Consider the following 16,560-nt stretch of genomic DNA (forward strand, 5'->3'; position numbering starts at 1 on the left):
TATTGAAAGAGCGTATCGCTATCCTGGCAGATAGTGCCTGTGATTTACCTGAAAAAATTATAAAAGAATTAAATATCCACATCTTGCCTTTAAAGGTTGTCTACCCAGAGGGAACTTATTCTGACCGGGTTGACATTGAGCCAGAGGATGTTTATAAGCGTATGCCGGAAGAGATTCCCAAAACATCCATGCCTAGTCCCCACGAAATTACCAGTGTAATTGAAAAGATCCGTGAGGAAGGTTTTACCCATTTATTAAGTATTTCTTTATCTAGTAACCTCTCTGGCACTTATGATGCGATTAAAATGATGGCTAATCAAATGGAAGACCTTACGGTCCAGGTCTTTGATTCTAAAACCCTTTCTATCGGCACGGGTTGGATGGTCATGGAAGCAGCCCGTAGTATAGCCAAAGGTTTCAACTTGGACAAGGTTATAGAGCACCTACAGGCTATGCGCCCCCGAGTTAAGGTTTTCTATGTTTTGGAAACCCTGGAATATTTACGGCGCGGTGGACGTATTGGTAATGTTGCTGCCATGCTGGGAGAATTTATGCATTTTAAACCTATAATTTCTGTGAATGAGGAAGGGCGCTACTATGTTTATTGTAAAACCAGGGGCCGGAAGAAGTCTATCGAAAGCTTAATTCAGGTAGTAGAAAAGGCAGCCCATAAACCGATCAATCTATCTGTAATGCATGGAGGGGCCCGGCAGGAGGCCGAAAAGGTTCTGGAACGCCTACGTAGTTTACCTAATGTACGTGATATTATTTTTTCCGATATTAGTCCCGCCCTGGGAGTTCACACCGGTCCAGGTCTGATCGGGATAAGTTATTATGAAGTCTAAACATTTGTTTATGGCTCTAAGCAAAAATTAAGCCAATTATAATCTATAGTAAAAAGCACGCTTTTCCGGGATGTATTACCTGTGTTGCCATCCTGGTCAAGCGGCTTTTTTTAACAGGAGTGCAAATTAGCTTTCAATAGACCCATCAGTGTACTGTGTTAGAACCACTGTGGTCTTAAAATAGAACCATTATGGTCATAGCGAAAACCACACCTGTATAGTAAGGATATGCACTGTTTATCAGTGTAAATCTTATACGGGAGGTCGATATTATGACCCAGTATCGTGAAATCCTTAGGCTTAGTAGCCAGGGTATGAGCAAAAGAGGCATAGCCACTAGCTGTCATTGTTCACGTAATACCATTACTGCCGTCCTGGAACGGGCAGAACAACGTGGTATTTCGTGGCCGCTACCTTCAGACCGAACAGATGGCGAGTTACATCAGCTTCTATTTCCTGAAAAATGTGTTTCTTCTAGCCGGAAGATGCCGGATTGTGAGCGTATTCATAAGGAAATGGCTAAGAGTGGCGTAACACTTACCCTTCTATGGAATGAATATTGTGAGGAGTGCCATTTAAGCGGTGAGATCCCACTTATGTACAGTCAGTTTTGCAGATATTATCGACGCTACGCAAGTACAACAAAAGCTACCATGCGTATCCAACGTAAACCCGGTGAAATTATGGAGGTGGATTGGGCAGGAAAAACTGCATCCATCATTAACAATATTACCAGCGAAATTATTCCGGCTTATGTATTTGTTGCAGCACTTCCGTGCAGCCAGTTTGCATATGTGGAGGCATTTTTATCAATGGATATGGAGAGCTGGATTACAGCCCATATCCATGCTTATCAGTACTTTGGTGGCGTTACTAGAATCCTTGTACCCGACAACCTTAAGACAGGAGTTGATCGAGTTTCAGGACCTACGCCTACTATTAACCGAACCTATAACGAGATGGCAGAACACTATGGTACTGCTGTTATCCCAACCCGGGTGAAACACCCGAAAGATAAAAGTGTCGTAGAGGGGACAGTTGGGATCATCACCACCTGGATCATTGCTTCCCTAAGGAACCAGCAGTTTTTTTCATTAAGGGAATTGAATGAGGCCATCTTTATCAAACTAGACGAGTTTAATGAAAAACCATTTCAAAAGAAACCGGGAAGCAGGAAGAGTGCGTTCCTTGAAGAAGAGAAGGCTTTGCTTTTACCCCTACCCGCTTCCCCATACGAGTTAGCTACCTGGAAAAAAGCTATTGTACAGTATGATTATCTCATACATGTTGATAAAAACAAGTATTCGGTTCCATATGAATACATCAAACATGAGGTGGATATTCGTGTAACAAGTAAAGTCATTGAGGTTTTTTATCATAACCACCGTATAGCATCTCATGTCCGTATTTATGGGGAAGGAAACGATCCCGTAATATTACCGGAACATATGCCAGACAACCATAAACAGTATCTATCATGGAACGGCGAGCGCTTCATGGACTGGGCTAGAACTGTTGGTCCTAACACAGGGGCTGCCATGCAAGCTATCTTATCTTCACATAAAGTAGAACAGCAAGGATATCGTTCCTGTATGTCACTAATGAAACTGGCGGACAAATATTCTGTAAACAGAGTAGAATCCGCCTGTAGGAAGGCATTATCCTATACGCCTTGTCCGAATTTAAAGAGCATCCAGACTATCTTGAAAACCGGATAAGACAAACTGACAGAAGGAACAAACCCAATAGCTACTTCAAAGAAAAATACAGCAGAAAACTTCGGCTTTACCCGTGGTGCTGACTATTTTGGAGGTAAGAAGCATGATTAACCAAAGCACGATAACAAAACTCAATGAAATGCGACTGACGGCAATGGCAGATTCCTATAGAGACCAGCTATCTGATTCCAAATATCAGGAACTATCCTTTGAGGAACGCTTAGGGCTAATGGTAGACATTGAATGGTCAAGAAGAAAAACAAATAAGCTTGCCCGTTTAATCAAACAAGCGCAATTCCGTTTTCCCGAGGCATGTATGGAAGATATTGAATACCACCCGGACAGGAAATTGGACAAAACCCAGCTCTTACGCCTGGCTACCTGTAACTACATACAGGAAAAGCATAACATTATCATTATGGGTGCTGCTGGAAACGGAAAAACCTATATGGGGTGTGCTTTCGGTATAGCCGCCTGTAGAAATTATTATACTGTTAAATATGTTCGTCTTCCAGATTTGCTCAATGAATTAGCTGTTGCACGAGGTGAAGGGGTTTATCAAAAAGTCATGAAGCAGTACAAAAAAGTAAGCCTCCTGATTCTGGATGAATGGTTATTAAGGCCTTTACGAGAACCACAAGCCATGGATGTTCTGGAAATTGTGGAAGCCAGACATCAAACTGGATCGACTATTTTTTGCTCGCAGTTTGATCCCAGGGGATGGCACGAGAAAATAGGTGAAGATACTTTAGCCGATGCCATTTTGGATCGTATAGTTCATGATTCCTATACTATTCTTATTGATGGTGAAATATCAATGAGGGAACGTCATGGTCTAAAAGAATAAAACAATACTTGGAGCTGCCGTCTTTTGACGGCGGCTCTGAGAAAGACCAGAGTGGTTCTCTAAGATGAACAAGGTGGTTCTGATTTAGTACACTACTGGTTCTACCTCAAAATATTACTCACAGGAGCTATAAATACCAGCCTTTATATACCGATATACAGCAGGAAAATGATCTTCCCGTAAGCTTTTTTCCCATTACCCATTCATAACTACATCATGGCTAGTGGACACTGGCTCTATATGGTTTAATATAGCTAAGAAGGTAACTATTAGAAAGGAGTTTTCATATGAACCGTCCGCCCATTACGAAAGAGCGCTCGCTACAGGTATTTAAAGATGGATCTTTACACCCATTGTGCGATGTTATGGTTCTGGAAGAAAACCTGCGTATTATACTTAATGATCAGGAACTGGTCTCTTTAGCCTGCTCACCAGATGCCTGTAAAGAATTAGCTATAGGGTATCTGCTTGATGAAGGATTTATAAAACATCATAGTGATATTAAAAGTATTACTTGGGGAGAAGGACTTTGTATAAAGGTTCAAACTGCAATGCCATTGCACAGGGATATCGGCCCAGGACGCATCCACACTGCCATGGGTAAAAGCTATGCATCTGGTACCGATTCACTACCAGTTATAAATGATAAGGTAATTTTTGAAGCTTCTCATCTTTTAGGCTTAATTCGGACTTTAAATGATGCCGCTTTAACCTTTAAGCAAACCGGGGGAGTTCATAGTGCAGCCCTGGGAGGATCTGATGGTTTGATAGTTCGTTACGAAGACATTGGCCGCCATAATGCAGTAGATAAAGTATTTGGTTATGCCCTTTTAAACAATATCCCTTTACATGATAAATGCCTGGTTCTAAGTGGAAGAATCGCTTCGGAGATTTTGCTAAAAGCAGCCCGCAACGGGATACCTCTAATTTTATCACGATCTGCTCCTACCATTTTAGCCGTCGAATTAGCTGAAAAAATAGGAATTACTGTAGTAGGATTTGCCCGGGGTGAGCGCTTTAATCTATATACTCATGACTGGCGGGTTACCATCAGATAATAAAGAGTTTAAAAAAACAGTTACCCTTTCAGGGTGGCTATTTCCTTTCTAGCCGGTTTAGACCAGAAAAATAAATATATTTCTTAACTGCTAAGCTTGCTAAGAACAGAACTATCTCATCGACAGTGCCTATTTTTAATCCATAAACACTTTTCCTTTTTCACTTATAGCCTTTACTCTTTCAATGATAAAATTGGCCAAACGTTCCTGCTTGCGCCAGCGTACATAACTACGGCTGGGATCCAGGGCAAAATGGCTTAAAATAGCTTTACATTGTCTAGCATCATATCTTTCCAGGGCAGCACATAGTCCCACCCGACCCTGATCATGATAAATCTGAAAAGGATCAAATCCTTCAGGAACCTCTAGGTTAGTTTTTTTGCGCTTGTTCCCTGCCGAAGCAGTAGGCTTTGACCGGCTCTTTTTAATCATTTCGTCAAAGGGAACTGCCAGGCGTTTAGCTAGTGCCTGGTTTTTTTCCACTTCCTCTGCCAATAGGCGTAGGAAATCTGCCATGGCTGTACCCATATCATAGGATGACAAGCTGTAAAACCTCCTCGGTTAGTTGTTGATACTGTTTAAATGGAACATCGTATCCATACTTATCATGAAGGTTGTTCCCCGGTAAACTGAAGTCAACGGCAGAGGCCGCCCGGGCAGCCTCTGGTATTATGGTAGAAAGAACCCGCTGGTAACCACCGTCCCTGGCATTCATCTGTAAAAGACGAACCTGATTAACATGTAAACGGTTCTGCTGGCGAAAGCGATTAATAATTACCCCCAGACAATTAATCCTTATACCCGTTTCGGCTTCTAAACGCTTAATACGGGTCACAATCTGAGGGATGCCATAAGCGGATAGTATATCGGGAACAACGGGAATGAGATAGTATTGGCTGAGTATTAAACCATTTTGAGTGATCAGACCCAGATTAGGAGGACAATCTATTAAGACGATGTCATAACTGCCTATTTCCTCACAAATGTTTTCCCCCAGGATAGTCAATGGTCGCTGGCTAAATATTCCCCGGGCCGGGATTTTAATTAGTTCGTCTTGTATGTCAATTAAGTCTAAACTGGAAGGAAGTAAATCCAGCCCGGCTATTCCCCCACCAATATTAGATACATTATGTACAATGGCTTCATGAGCTGAGAAAACCCGCCGGTCCTCCAGATAATCACGGAATAGCTGTACCACTGTCTGACCATGTATATTGTGCTTTTTCCACTGGTATTCGTCCATAAGACTAACTGTAGCATTAGTCTGCGGATCCAGGTCAATAACTAATACCTTCAGTCCATACTCTAAAGCTATAAACTCTGCTAATGCTACCGTAAGGGTAGTCTTACCCACCCCTCCTTTAAGGTTGATCATGCTGATGATTACGGGCACAAATAGCCCTCCCTTTGAATAACCTAATAGTTTCCTAAAAATTATTGCCGTTAGACCCATTACACTTATAATCTTCCATCTACCTTGAACCAGTACTACTACATTAAGGCTATAGGCATTATGGCTATGTCTCCTTAATGCTTTACTAACTGGCGTGTCAATTTTGCCAATAAGCCTTATTAACACTATCATTCAAAATTTAGCGGACTGACCCCCTAATATTGTACAAAAACTCTTAATGTCTGGCTGATACTTAGAATTTGAAAATTTATATAAACTGGCTTTGCCAGGATCATTATTATACCCTTACAGACTGGATTTTTAAGGATTTCTGCTGTAACAGGTGGTACGCTTCATTTGGAGTATGATATTTCAAACTGGAATGAATCCGCACTGCGTTGTAGTCTTTTATGAATTGGCTTACCGTATCGTAAGCTTCGGCATAACTTTGGAATTCATGCTTGCTCAGACATTCTCCTTCTAGGATGGCATTGAAAGATTCAATGTGAGCATTTTTATTGGGTGTACGACAAGGAATACGCTCATGTTCAACGCCGAATTTAATACAGCTTTCATCAAAATGATGACTGATAAACTGTGGCCCATTGTCACTTCGGATGACTAAATCATCGGTTCCATATACCTGACGTTTAAACATGGCTGCCTGTACAGTACGTGCAGCATCCTGAGCATTACAGTTTAGGCCGATGTGGTAATCCACAATAACCCGATCAAACACGTCTATGATAGGCAGAATATAAAAGAAACGGTTTTCTCCAGTAATATAGCCGTATTTGAGATCGATTTCCCACAGACGATTTGAAGAAGTAATTTCATGGTTCCGTGCCAGTCGTCTGGGATGCTTTGCTTTAAGTTTACGCTGCGGTTTCAATATATCCAGTTCTTTACACAAACGATATACTTTCTTTTTATTGATGATAAGCTGGTATTTCCGTCTGAGCGCCCAGGTTAATTTGTGGTAACCATAGTATTCTCCTTCAGCGAAGATGAGTTCACAAAGCCATTCTTTAACCTGTTCATTGCTTACAAATCTGCCATCGTTAGTGCAGGTACTTGCAGTTGTCGGGTGGCCGCCTCTGTGATTAAGTGCAGAAACTGGATGCTTCAAATGGTAATAGTATGTTGAGCGGCTAAGCCCGACCAATCGCAATACAAGGGTTTTATGATATCCTCTTGATATCCATTTGCTGGATATATCTACTTTATCTTGAATTGTGGGTTCGTTTTTTTTACAAGATCCTTAAGAATGGCTATTTCAAGGTCTTTTTCGCCCAGCAACTTTTTAAGTTTCTCGTTTTCAGATTCCAATGCTTTAGCGCTTTGATTATATGGTCCGATTCTAACAGGGATTGGTCCTATTCCAATACTATTGTGATTCTTATGTTCTCTAACCCAACGACTGACCATGTTGGCAGATAAATCATTCTTCCGGGCCACAATAGCGGCATTGCCAACTTCCAGAGATTCTTTAACAATCTGATCTTTAAATTCTTGTGAGTACCTTTTACGTTGCATATTGCCCCCTCCTGTTTTAAAAGGTACCAGATTAAGATACTTTGTCCAAGTCGGTTAGGGGGCTAAAGAGTTTAGTGTTAATAACAGGTTGAACATATAAAATAGTTATATCTGATCTTTTATACAATACTTGAAAACTGGTCACACCTTTAGAAGTGGCTGGTATACAATCAGTATAGCATTCGAAATGAGGAATTAATATGCACAATAAGCAGGAACAGGAAGATCAGCGCAACAGTATGGTCGTCCTTTTTATATCCATCTTTTTGGTAGGGATAGGTTTTAGCATTATCATGCCGGTATTACCATATTATGCTGAATCAATGGGAGCTAACGCCTTTCAACTAGGGTTACTTATGACGGTCTATGCTATCTGCCAGTTTATCTTCGCACCTATTTGGGGTGCCTATTCAGACCGAGTAGGGCGCAAACCGGTATTGTTATTAGGCATCTTTGGCTTTGCCGTAACCTTTATTCTTTTTGCCTATTCCACCCGGCTATGGATGCTGTATCTGGTGCGAATAGCCGGAGGGGCTTTATCCTGTGCCACTATGCCTACAGCCATGGCTTATGTGGCAGATTCTACCAGTCCGGAAGAACGCGGGCGCAGTATGGGGTTAATAGGTGCAGCTATGGGAATGGGCATGATTTTTGGTCCAGCCATAGGCGGAGTTTTAGCTGATATTTCCCTGGGCTTTCCTTTTCTTTTAGCCGGCCTATTAGCTCTGGTAAATAGCATGGGAATGCTTGTAGTATTAAAGGAATCTCTTCCCAAAGAAATGCGTACTCAGCGGGAATTCCAGCGAGCTTCTCTCCGGGAAGGGCTAAACAGTCCCCTAGCCGTGTTCTTTATAGTCATCCTTCTGGCCAGTATCGGGGAGTCTATTCACCATGGTACCTTCGCCCTTTTTGCGGAAGCTAAAATCAACTTTACTGCTGGTGATATCGGCTGGTCATTTACCGCTGCCGGGGTAGTCTCAGCATTAGTTCAGGGTCTACTGGTAGGACGATTAATTAATCGTCTGGGGGAAGAAAAAACAGCTGCTACCGGAATCGCTTTATTGATCTTAAGCTTCATCTTATTTATCTTTACCTTTAATATTCCTAGTTCCATTGTTTTCATGGCTGTTTTTTCCGCAGGAGTAGGCCTAATGCGTCCTGCTATTTCCGCAGCAGTTTCCAAGCAAAGCGAAAATGCTCAGGGAACCTCTATGGGAATACTGCAGGGGTATGATAGTCTGGGGCGTTCTATCGGACCTGCTCTTGGCGGGTTTATGCTGGACTTAGGCTTAAATCTGGGATATCTGACCGCCATCGTTATCGCCAGTGCCGCCCTAGTGATTATGAGTAGCAAAGCCTTTATAAAAAAATAACGTAATTTAAAAAATTAGTCTTGGCGTTTACCGCCTTTAAAATACTATACATTAGACGAGCCAATTAAGTTTAAGAGCCTATTCGTAGGAGATCACCTGATCGGGAGGTGTTAATCTCCAGCCTGCTTCGTAACATAAAGCGAAGAAGTATAGTGTCTAAACATCCGACTATATAGTACTCCTCAAGCATAAGGTTGGGACTCAAAGAAAACTGAAAAAGTTCCCGGGCCCACATGGGAACCAATAACAGGACCAATTTCGCCTATAATAACTTCTTTGGATCCAAATCGTTCCTGAATAGCCTGTTTTAAATATTCAGCATGTTCCGGACAAGCACTATGGCAAATTCCCGTCGTCTGTCCAGATAGTTCACTCCCCAAATTTTCCATAATATCGAGTAATTTTTTCCGGGCCCCTTTATATCCGCGGGCCCGATCAAAGGGTACAATTTTTCCGCATTCGTCCATATGCAGTACTGGTTTAATATCTAAGGTTCCTGCTATTATAGCCTTAGTACGGGATAAACGCCCCCCTTTTATTAAAGCCTCCAGATTCCCTACTACAAAAACACAGCGTAACCGTTTTTTCATTTCCTCTAACCGTTTAAGAATTGACGATATATCTTCCTTACGATCAGCCCGGCGGGCTGCCTCCAGCACCATCAATCCCTGACCTACCGAAGCTTTTAGGGAATCAACCACATGAATATTATTTCCCTGCATCATCTGAGCCGCCATATGAGCAGATTGAACTGTCCCCGATATTCCTGACGAAAGATGTATACTGATCACTTCCTGCCCGCAGTCCTTGGCTTTATTATATTCCAGCAGAAAATCGCCCGGTTGTGGCTGGCTAGTACTAGGCAAAACCGGAGAGGTTTTCATGCGGTTATAAAACATTGCATGGCTAAATTGGCCAGGAGGGATCTCTTCATCCTTAAAGCGCACCCTTAGGGGGACCACGGTAATATCATACCTGGCCAGCAACTCCTGCGGAAGATCACAGCAATTATCGGTTATTATTTTGATTCCCAATTCCTCACTCCTTACTACTGCTTTAGCAAGCCCTTCCAGATGGTAGTAAATAAACCTTATTTGGCTTCCCGGCAGCTATTGATAGTATACACAAATTAACTGGTAAAATTAAATGAGACCACCTTTTTACACAGCCCAGAGCCGCTACCTGACATCTTATAAAAAGCAATACCCGTAACAAGTACGGGCATAAGTAATTTATTACAGATAAAGATATACCAGGATACTTATATGTAGCTGTGTAAACCCGATAATAGGAAACTCACTCCGAACAGGGTAAAAAGAACCACCGCAAAGCCTACCACTACTATGAGGGCACTTTTCTTCTCCTTCCAACTATAGCTGCGGCGAGCATGAAGATAAGCTGCATATACAAGCCAGGTAATAAGCGACCAGGTCTCTTTAGGGTCCCAGGTCCACCAATTTCCCCAGACTTGCTCCGCCCAGATAGCCCCAGTAACAATAACCAGGGTTAAAAAAATAAACCCCCCCACCACCAATCGATAAATCAGGTTATCCAGATATTGTATGTCTTCCCGGGTTTCGCTTTTAGATTTAATAAGATACATTACACCCAGGCAGCAGGCCACACCAAAAAAACCATACGCAACTACGGCTGTAGCTACATGAAAATGAAGCCAGGTACTCTGCAGCGCAGGCATCAGGGGACGGGAGTCTGAAGGTATTATACTATTCAGGGATAGAAGAAATAAAACTAGAATACCAGCTGCCAAATCAAAAGTAGGTGCCTGTATAGTTCGCTTCAAAACAGTGCTAAAAAGCAGAATTCCCCAGATAAAAAGCAGGGTAAATTCATACATGCTCGCAAAAGGAAGACGACCTGAATCTACTCCCCTCAGAAGTATAACCAGGGTTAAACATATGGTGGCCAGGATAAATAGCACGTTATTAACCTTTTTAAGGCACGGCACCGGCTTCCACAGCATGGCCACACCGACAATAATCCCGGCCAGCAGCAATATAAAACTAGTATCCAGCAAGTAGACGATATACATCTCCATAATTTATACTGCCTTTCTGTATAATAATTCTTTCGAGTATCGTCCTATTAATCCGGCTATTGTCACCAAAAAGCCGATAAAGACCAGATAAACGCCCTTATCTTCCTTTACGGTAAGTCCGGTGTAATACCTAAACTGGTCAAAGGTAAAACTATACTTCCCCCATTCATAATTTTCTCCCGGAGCCAGAATGGTCATAGCCACGATTTGCCCCTTAGACAGAAGCGTTATCCACATTTTGGGGTTATTGGGGAGCGGTGATGCCGATTGAAGCCCCTGATTATCCTCCCGGTAATCAGGTATAAACAAACACTGTACTTGTATATTCTCATTACCTGGTAATGTCACCCTTACTCCATCCTGTAAACGTAAATTATGTTCTGCTCCATCTACTTTTAGACTAGTCTCCATCAGCCAGCCCCAGGAAGTCTGATATATCTTTAGTGCTCCTGCTTTAAGTGGATGATTCACGATTACGTTTTGGTGGTAATCCCGGCCGCGATAACCCTCTAAGGAAATCTCAGACTGATACTGACGGGGAGACAGATCAGGATAATAATCAATTTGAAAATCTTTTATATGTAAGCATCCACTATCAAAACCATGTTCCTGTAACGAGACAGTTTCCCCTTCAGCTATCTCTATATAGGAATTATGAGCATAACCCAGAGACCAGACGGCACCTATCAGCGTAATAACCATACCAAAATGAAGGAGCAGCGAAGCTGCTCCCTGTATATTCCTCCCCACTTTAAGTCGCCGTACAGAACATAAAAGCAAGCTGGCACCTAAAATCCCTATTAAAGACTGGTACCACCAAACCTGATAAAGATGATCTAATCCCAGTAGCTGTATGCACTTAGCTAGACCTGCACCATACTGCTGGGCATAATAAGCCGATTCATAGTCCTGAGGGATAAAGGTTCCTACGGCACTTACTATACTAATTGTTATTAATAAATAGATGGCTGTTTTCATCCTGGATAAGGCCTGCACCAAATACGATATATTTCTCAATCCATTCACACTCCAGGTTTTACTTTAATTATTTAACTCTGGCTTCACGGGCAAGCCGCACGGATTGATGAGCATAATTAATAGACTTGCTTAGATTATTCAAGGTTTCAGTAGGATTATGGAAACCATATCCATTGGTTACCATGACAAAATCCAGATACCACTGGGCTTTACGGTGACTATCCATAGCTTGTTTAAGTTTAGCCTGGTCTACCCTAGGAGTCTCACGGCTGATTTTCAGTTCATTAATCGCTAGAACTACAGCTTCACCAGCCATGTCCTGGGTTTCCTTACATTGTTTTTGTATAGTAGTAACGCGGCTTTGTAACCACTCTATACCATTGCGATGACAGGTAGTACAGCTCTCTTCAATATGATTTAGGGGGCTGCTCCAGTCATGAGAGCTAATTTTAACATTTCCAACCTTAGTATATGGCATGTGACAATCTGCACAGGCTACTCCTGCGCTCTCATGGGTGCTTCCCATGAAGGTCTCATAGTCTGCATGGCGAACCTTGGCCAATCCCGTACCAGCTAGCGGATGTATCCATTCACTAAACTGGAAGTCATCATAATAAGCCAGGATATTTTCCGCCTTGATCCCTTTATCCCAGGGGAAAATTACTTTTTTAGTTTCTGGTTGGAAATAGTAAGTAACATGACATTGTGCACAGACCAGGCTACGCATTTCCTGGTGGGAGATTTTATTCAAATCACGCCCCTGCCTTTCCAGTGCTTCCTTCAAAGCTGGACGGCTGATGCGTAGATCCATAGTCTTAGGATCATGACAATCCAGACAACCAATTGGTTCCCTTAATTGATTGTTTATTTCTTCAAAAGACATCTGGTAGTACTTATCCCCATATTTTTGGATAAGTTCAGGAATCTGGGTAGATTTACATGTATTACAGGCTGCTCCGGACTTTTTTCTGGCCGGATCAATATCCCGTATATCCTCCAGGGTATACAGATGACCACGAGGTTCATTATATTCAGCCGCAAAACCAAAACCGGCATAAATGGTCTTCATATAGGGCTTAGTTTCAAAATGGGAAGGCTTCTCCGTATTATTCAGGTTGGCCTGATAGCTATCCCAATGCCGGGGATAAAATTTACCCCAGACTTCTGACCGCATCTCATTGGCAGCAATTTCTCCCTGAATTCCCTCCATACTATCCTGATTATTACGGGTAAAAAAGAAGGCAGCCGCTCCCCCTATAAAAATTAAAATAAGGACAGTAACAAAAATAAGCTGCCTCATTCTAGCTGACATCAGACTATTCACGCCCCTTTCAGCATTTATTTCTCATGAACGATTTCTTGATGACAATGGAAGCAATGCTTCCCTTGATCACGACTGGTGTCACCTATTTCCTTCATGATATCCTGGTGACAGCGAAGACAGTTATCCTGCAGTACTCTCTTACTCAACTCAGTAGTACGGATCTCACGGGGTATAGTATTAGTTACTACACGATATAGATCTCGTGTACCCGTATAAGCCGCATAAGCACCTCCAGTAACCAATCCATGCGGATCATGGCAATCACCACAATTAGCCACCTCACGATGTGGAGAATGCATATATGTATCAACCTGTACTTGCATACTATGGCAGCGCCCGCAAAAGCTGGCTTCCTCTAATCCTAAAGCCGGGAGACGAGTCAATAACATCATGGCAAACCCAAGACCGACTAAAATTGCTCCCCATTTAAAGATCTTTCTCATGAAATGATACCACCACCTCCCCACAAATTGGTTATATCCGTTCAGAATACAGCTTAGCATATAAACAGATATACGTGAAAATCTCTTAAGCCCACTTATATCCATATATATCATTTTTACTGGGATATTGTATATTTGTTTGTTTTTTTCGGTAAATTGCATCGTTTTTACAGATTAAGTCCAACAAATGCTCAATCCATTAAAAAACTCTCCAAAGTATGGAAATAATTGCAAAAAACTATTCCGTATTTTCCGGCAGGCAGAAGCCGGGTCCTATGAGTCGAGCCCGACAGGTATAACGCCGTCGGAGAAAGGAAATGGGAAATGGTTGATAGTGGGGAGTTATCTTTCTATATATCAGGATATATCGGGGTAAAACATTGATTTTTACAGGATGATTTTAGGGGATGATTAAAGAATAGTTTATTTAAACCTATAAAAATCAACCGAATTGCCCACCAATAAAGCCCCGAGTTCTTACATCACCGGGGGATGAGAAAATAGTGGCAGTAGGACCGCTCTCCACCACCTGTCCATCCAATAATAAAACTGTCTCCTGAGCAATACGGCAGGCCTGGAAAAGATTATGGGTTACAATAATCACACATAATTCACCGGCTAACCCGGTCAGAAGTTCTTCTATTAATCCGGTAGAAGCCGGGTCCAAGCTGGAACAAGGTTCATCCAGAAGCAATACCTGTGGTTCCACCGCCAGTACCCGGGCTATTGCCAAGCGCTGTTTCTGCCCCCCGGAAAGTTTACCGGCCGGCTGCTTAAGCCGGTCTTTAACTTCCTCCCACAAAGCTACTTTACACAAGCAATTTTCTACGATTTCCTTCTGACGGGAACGCTCTTTAACACCATAATATTTAGGCCCAAAAAGTATGTTTTCTTGAATGCTTAAAGGCAAAGCCACCGGAGTCTGATAGACCATCCCTACCTGGCGGCGTACTGCTGCAACCTGTTTTATGTTATAGATAGATTTTCCTAGTACCTGTATATCACCCTGGCAGGAAAAGGCTTTTTCCATTTCGGCGGTTCGGTTTATGCTGCGCAGCAAAGTAGTTTTACCACAACCAGACGGCCCTATTATAGCCGTAATAGCATTAGCTTGAAAGTTGATATTAATATCCTGCAAAACCGGCTGCCTTCCATACCAGGTGTTAAATTGAGCTATTTTTACCGCTATCATCATGCATTTTCCCTTTCTTGCAGACTATGTAACCATAAAGCCAGTGCATTTATTATTAACAGGAGCAGTACCAGAACCAGAGCAGTAGCATAGGCATTATCCATGGATATATGCTCATTAAACAAAATATAAAGGTGATAGGGTAAGGCCATTACTGGTTCCATTAACACCCCTGATGAACTGGCTATAATCGCTGCAGCAGTTACCATAATAGGAGCAGTTGCTCCAGCCGCATATCCCATAGCCAGAAGCACCCCCGCCATTATGCCCGGAATCGCCCGGGGTAAAATAATCCTTCCCAGGGTGTAAGCTTCCGATACCCCCAGTGACCTGGCTACCAAACGATAGTTGTCATCAATGGCCAATAATGCATCCCGGCTGGAAACGACAATCACCGGAAAAATCATTAAAGCTAAAGCTACTCCACCTGCCAACAGGGATATCCCCCAGCCCAGTTTTACAACTCCGAGTGCGTATACAAATAGACCAAGTACAATAGAAGGAACCCCGGACATGCTCTGTACCAAAATATTAATAGGTTCTGCCAGGCGGTGTTTATGCCCGTATTCGCTCAGGTAAACAGCAGTAGCCAGCCCGGGAATTATAGCAAAAATAAGTGCCAACCAAACTAGCCACAAGGTTCCTTTAATAGCAGGAAGTATACCTCCCTCACTGCCCAGAGGGGTGCCGCAGGGGTTTCCCATTATAAAGGCGGTATTAACAAAGGCCCCGCCCCGCCAGACCAGATATATAATAATTGCTAGCAAAACCAGAATAATGAACAGTCCCGATAACCAGAAAAACCCCGTCAGCACACGATCTATAGTATTTCCTGGTTTCATGAGCGATTCACCTCGTTTCTCACCCGGTTTAAATAGATGTGGATAGACAAATTAACGACAAATACTATTACCACCAGCACTAATCCTGCCGCAAATAAGGACTGATAATGTAGAGTACCGGGAGTGGAACTACCCAGTTCCAGGGCAATAAGGGCTGGTAAAGGCTCCCCTTTACTAAACCAGGAAGCCGGCAAAAGCAAGGTATTCCCCGCTAGCATAAGTACAGCCATAGTTTCCCCCATAGCCCGCCCGAAAGCTAATACCAAAGCTCCTAAGATTCCTTTCCAGGCCATAGGAACTAGTACCCGCAGGGTAAAATAAGGCCGGGATACCCCCAGGGAAAGACCTGCATCACGGTATTCGGATGGTACCGCCCGCAGGGCCATCTCCGAATTGGCCACCACAAAAGGGAGCACCATGATCGCCAACACTAGTGAAGCAGCAAATAGAGACTCCCCACTAGCCAGATCAAAGGTAACTTCAAAAAATCTAACCATCACTGCTGCTCCCAGAAAACCATAGACTACGGAGGGTATACCAGTCAGCATATTTAGCATCGGCCGAATAGCAGCTGCCAGCCAGGCAGGAGCAACCTCAGCCATAAATATGGCACAGCCTAACCCCAGTGGAGCCGCAATTATTAGGGCACCAAAAGCCACCCACAAAGTACTCACCAGCATAGGGGCTATGCCTACCTGGGGAATATTGCTCAGTGGCCTCCACACCGTTCCAGTCAGGAAACTCACTACCCCTGCCTCCGACCAGACTGGCCAGCTTTCCTGCAGCATAAAGAAAATAATCCCGATAAGAATCAGGCTGAAAAAAGCAGCCATAATAGTAATCCCGGTAGCAAAAAGCCTCTCTTTAAAATCTCTATTGGGGGTAAAAATTTGCATTACTATTACCTCACTACAAAAAATAACGAGCAGGAATCATAATCCTGCCCGCTATTTAA

At 42.8% G+C, this 16,560-nt stretch carries 16 protein-coding genes and 1 pseudogene; 5 read left to right on the plus strand and 12 right to left on the minus strand.

Annotated features, from left to right (window positions below):
• The first annotated feature begins 2 nt into the window (after positions 1-2).
• From ACZ5Q0_RS04190 to fdhD, 4 genes and pseudogenes are all read left to right on the plus strand, one after another.
• Positions 3-845, plus strand: a complete 843-nt coding sequence (locus ACZ5Q0_RS04190) for a DegV family protein (RefSeq protein WP_446819205.1) — start codon at positions 3-5, stop codon at positions 843-845.
• A gap of 272 nt (positions 846-1,117) precedes the next feature.
• Positions 1,118-2,674: pseudogene (gene istA / locus ACZ5Q0_RS04195) on the plus strand (IS21 family transposase).
• On the plus strand, positions 2,667-3,410 hold the full coding sequence (gene istB, locus ACZ5Q0_RS04200) for an IS21-like element helper ATPase IstB (RefSeq protein ID WP_446818376.1): 744 nt from the start codon (positions 2,667-2,669) through the stop codon (positions 3,408-3,410). Before istA ends, istB begins: the two are co-directional and overlap by 8 nt.
• 287 nt (positions 3,411-3,697) lie before the next feature.
• Complete coding sequence (gene fdhD / locus ACZ5Q0_RS04205) at positions 3,698-4,468, plus strand: formate dehydrogenase accessory sulfurtransferase FdhD (protein WP_446819204.1); 771 nt, start codon at positions 3,698-3,700, stop codon at positions 4,466-4,468.
• A gap of 135 nt (positions 4,469-4,603) precedes the next feature.
• Here the strand turns inward: fdhD and ACZ5Q0_RS04210 are convergent, their stop codons facing one another.
• From ACZ5Q0_RS04210 to ACZ5Q0_RS04225, 4 genes are all read right to left on the minus strand, one after another.
• Positions 4,604-5,011 (minus strand): hypothetical protein, encoded by a 408-nt coding sequence (locus ACZ5Q0_RS04210; protein WP_446819203.1) that lies wholly within the window; start codon positions 5,009-5,011, stop codon positions 4,604-4,606.
• Positions 4,998-5,861 (minus strand): ParA family protein, encoded by an 864-nt coding sequence (locus tag ACZ5Q0_RS04215; RefSeq protein ID WP_446819202.1) that lies wholly within the window; start codon positions 5,859-5,861, stop codon positions 4,998-5,000. The genes ACZ5Q0_RS04210 and ACZ5Q0_RS04215 overlap by 14 nt, the downstream gene beginning before the upstream one ends.
• Positions 5,862-6,159: 298 nt before the next feature.
• Positions 6,160-7,095, minus strand: coding sequence for an IS3 family transposase (locus tag ACZ5Q0_RS04220; RefSeq protein ID WP_447182850.1), 936 nt, complete (start codon positions 7,093-7,095; stop codon positions 6,160-6,162).
• The gene (locus ACZ5Q0_RS04225; protein ID WP_447182485.1) at positions 7,080-7,397 is read right to left on the minus strand and encodes a transposase; all 318 of its coding nucleotides are present in this window, start codon (positions 7,395-7,397) and stop codon (positions 7,080-7,082) included. The genes ACZ5Q0_RS04220 and ACZ5Q0_RS04225 overlap by 16 nt, the downstream gene beginning before the upstream one ends.
• A 200-nt stretch (positions 7,398-7,597) precedes the next feature.
• Between ACZ5Q0_RS04225 and ACZ5Q0_RS04230 the strand changes: the two genes are divergently transcribed.
• The gene (locus ACZ5Q0_RS04230) at positions 7,598-8,770 is read left to right on the plus strand and encodes an MFS transporter (protein WP_446819201.1); all 1,173 of its coding nucleotides are present in this window, start codon (positions 7,598-7,600) and stop codon (positions 8,768-8,770) included.
• 182 nt (positions 8,771-8,952) lie between these two features.
• Here the strand turns inward: ACZ5Q0_RS04230 and ACZ5Q0_RS04235 are convergent, their stop codons facing one another.
• The 8 genes from ACZ5Q0_RS04235 to pstC form a co-directional block, all read right to left on the minus strand.
• On the minus strand, positions 8,953-9,804 hold the full coding sequence (locus ACZ5Q0_RS04235) for a DegV family protein (RefSeq protein WP_446819200.1): 852 nt from the start codon (positions 9,802-9,804) through the stop codon (positions 8,953-8,955).
• Positions 9,805-10,031: 227 nt separating this feature from the next.
• The gene (gene ccsB / locus ACZ5Q0_RS04240) at positions 10,032-10,826 is read right to left on the minus strand and encodes a c-type cytochrome biogenesis protein CcsB (protein WP_447182754.1); all 795 of its coding nucleotides are present in this window, start codon (positions 10,824-10,826) and stop codon (positions 10,032-10,034) included.
• Between the two features lie 3 nt (positions 10,827-10,829).
• Positions 10,830-11,843 carry a cytochrome c biogenesis ResB family protein gene (locus tag ACZ5Q0_RS04245; RefSeq protein ID WP_446819198.1) on the minus strand — a complete coding sequence of 338 codons (1,014 nt, stop codon included), beginning with the start codon at positions 11,841-11,843 and terminating at the stop codon, positions 10,830-10,832.
• A 28-nt stretch (positions 11,844-11,871) separates the two neighbouring features.
• A complete protein-coding gene (locus tag ACZ5Q0_RS04250; protein WP_447182756.1) occupies positions 11,872-13,116 on the minus strand; it encodes an ammonia-forming cytochrome c nitrite reductase subunit c552 in 1,245 nt (414 codons plus the stop codon).
• 26 nt (positions 13,117-13,142) lie between these two features.
• Positions 13,143-13,571 carry a NapC/NirT family cytochrome c gene (locus ACZ5Q0_RS04255; RefSeq protein ID WP_446819196.1) on the minus strand — a complete coding sequence of 143 codons (429 nt, stop codon included), beginning with the start codon at positions 13,569-13,571 and terminating at the stop codon, positions 13,143-13,145.
• 442 nt (positions 13,572-14,013) lie between these two features.
• Positions 14,014-14,766, minus strand: coding sequence for a phosphate ABC transporter ATP-binding protein (locus ACZ5Q0_RS04260; protein WP_446819195.1), 753 nt, complete (start codon positions 14,764-14,766; stop codon positions 14,014-14,016).
• The gene (gene pstA / locus ACZ5Q0_RS04265) at positions 14,763-15,605 is read right to left on the minus strand and encodes a phosphate ABC transporter permease PstA (RefSeq protein ID WP_446819194.1); all 843 of its coding nucleotides are present in this window, start codon (positions 15,603-15,605) and stop codon (positions 14,763-14,765) included. Before pstA ends, ACZ5Q0_RS04260 begins: the two co-directional genes overlap by 4 nt.
• A complete protein-coding gene (pstC, locus tag ACZ5Q0_RS04270) occupies positions 15,602-16,501 on the minus strand; it encodes a phosphate ABC transporter permease subunit PstC (protein WP_446819193.1) in 900 nt (299 codons plus the stop codon). The genes pstA and pstC overlap by 4 nt, the downstream gene beginning before the upstream one ends.
• Positions 16,502-16,560 lie beyond the last annotated feature (59 nt).

The organism is Syntrophomonas erecta subsp. sporosyntropha, assembly GCF_055395365.1.

Bases quoted from the DNA above. Each gene is read 5' to 3' on its own strand.
- pstA (WP_446819194.1), bottom strand. From the start codon at position 15,605: ATGAAACCAGGAAATACTATAGATCGTGTGCTGACGGGGTTTTTCTGG.
- fdhD (WP_446819204.1), top strand. From the start codon at position 3,698: ATGAACCGTCCGCCCATTACGAAAGAGCGCTCGCTACAGGTATTTAAA.
- pstC (WP_446819193.1), bottom strand. From the start codon at position 16,501: ATGCAAATTTTTACCCCCAATAGAGATTTTAAAGAGAGGCTTTTTGCT.
- ACZ5Q0_RS04225 (WP_447182485.1), bottom strand. From the start codon at position 7,397: ATGCAACGTAAAAGGTACTCACAAGAATTTAAAGATCAGATTGTTAAA.
- ACZ5Q0_RS04250 (WP_447182756.1), bottom strand. From the start codon at position 13,116: ATGTCAGCTAGAATGAGGCAGCTTATTTTTGTTACTGTCCTTATTTTA.
- ACZ5Q0_RS04260 (WP_446819195.1), bottom strand. From the start codon at position 14,766: ATGATGATAGCGGTAAAAATAGCTCAATTTAACACCTGGTATGGAAGG.
- ACZ5Q0_RS04230 (WP_446819201.1), top strand. From the start codon at position 7,598: ATGCACAATAAGCAGGAACAGGAAGATCAGCGCAACAGTATGGTCGTC.
- istB (WP_446818376.1), top strand. From the start codon at position 2,667: ATGATTAACCAAAGCACGATAACAAAACTCAATGAAATGCGACTGACG.
- ccsB (WP_447182754.1), bottom strand. From the start codon at position 10,826: ATGGAGATGTATATCGTCTACTTGCTGGATACTAGTTTTATATTGCTG.
- ACZ5Q0_RS04255 (WP_446819196.1), bottom strand. From the start codon at position 13,571: ATGAGAAAGATCTTTAAATGGGGAGCAATTTTAGTCGGTCTTGGGTTT.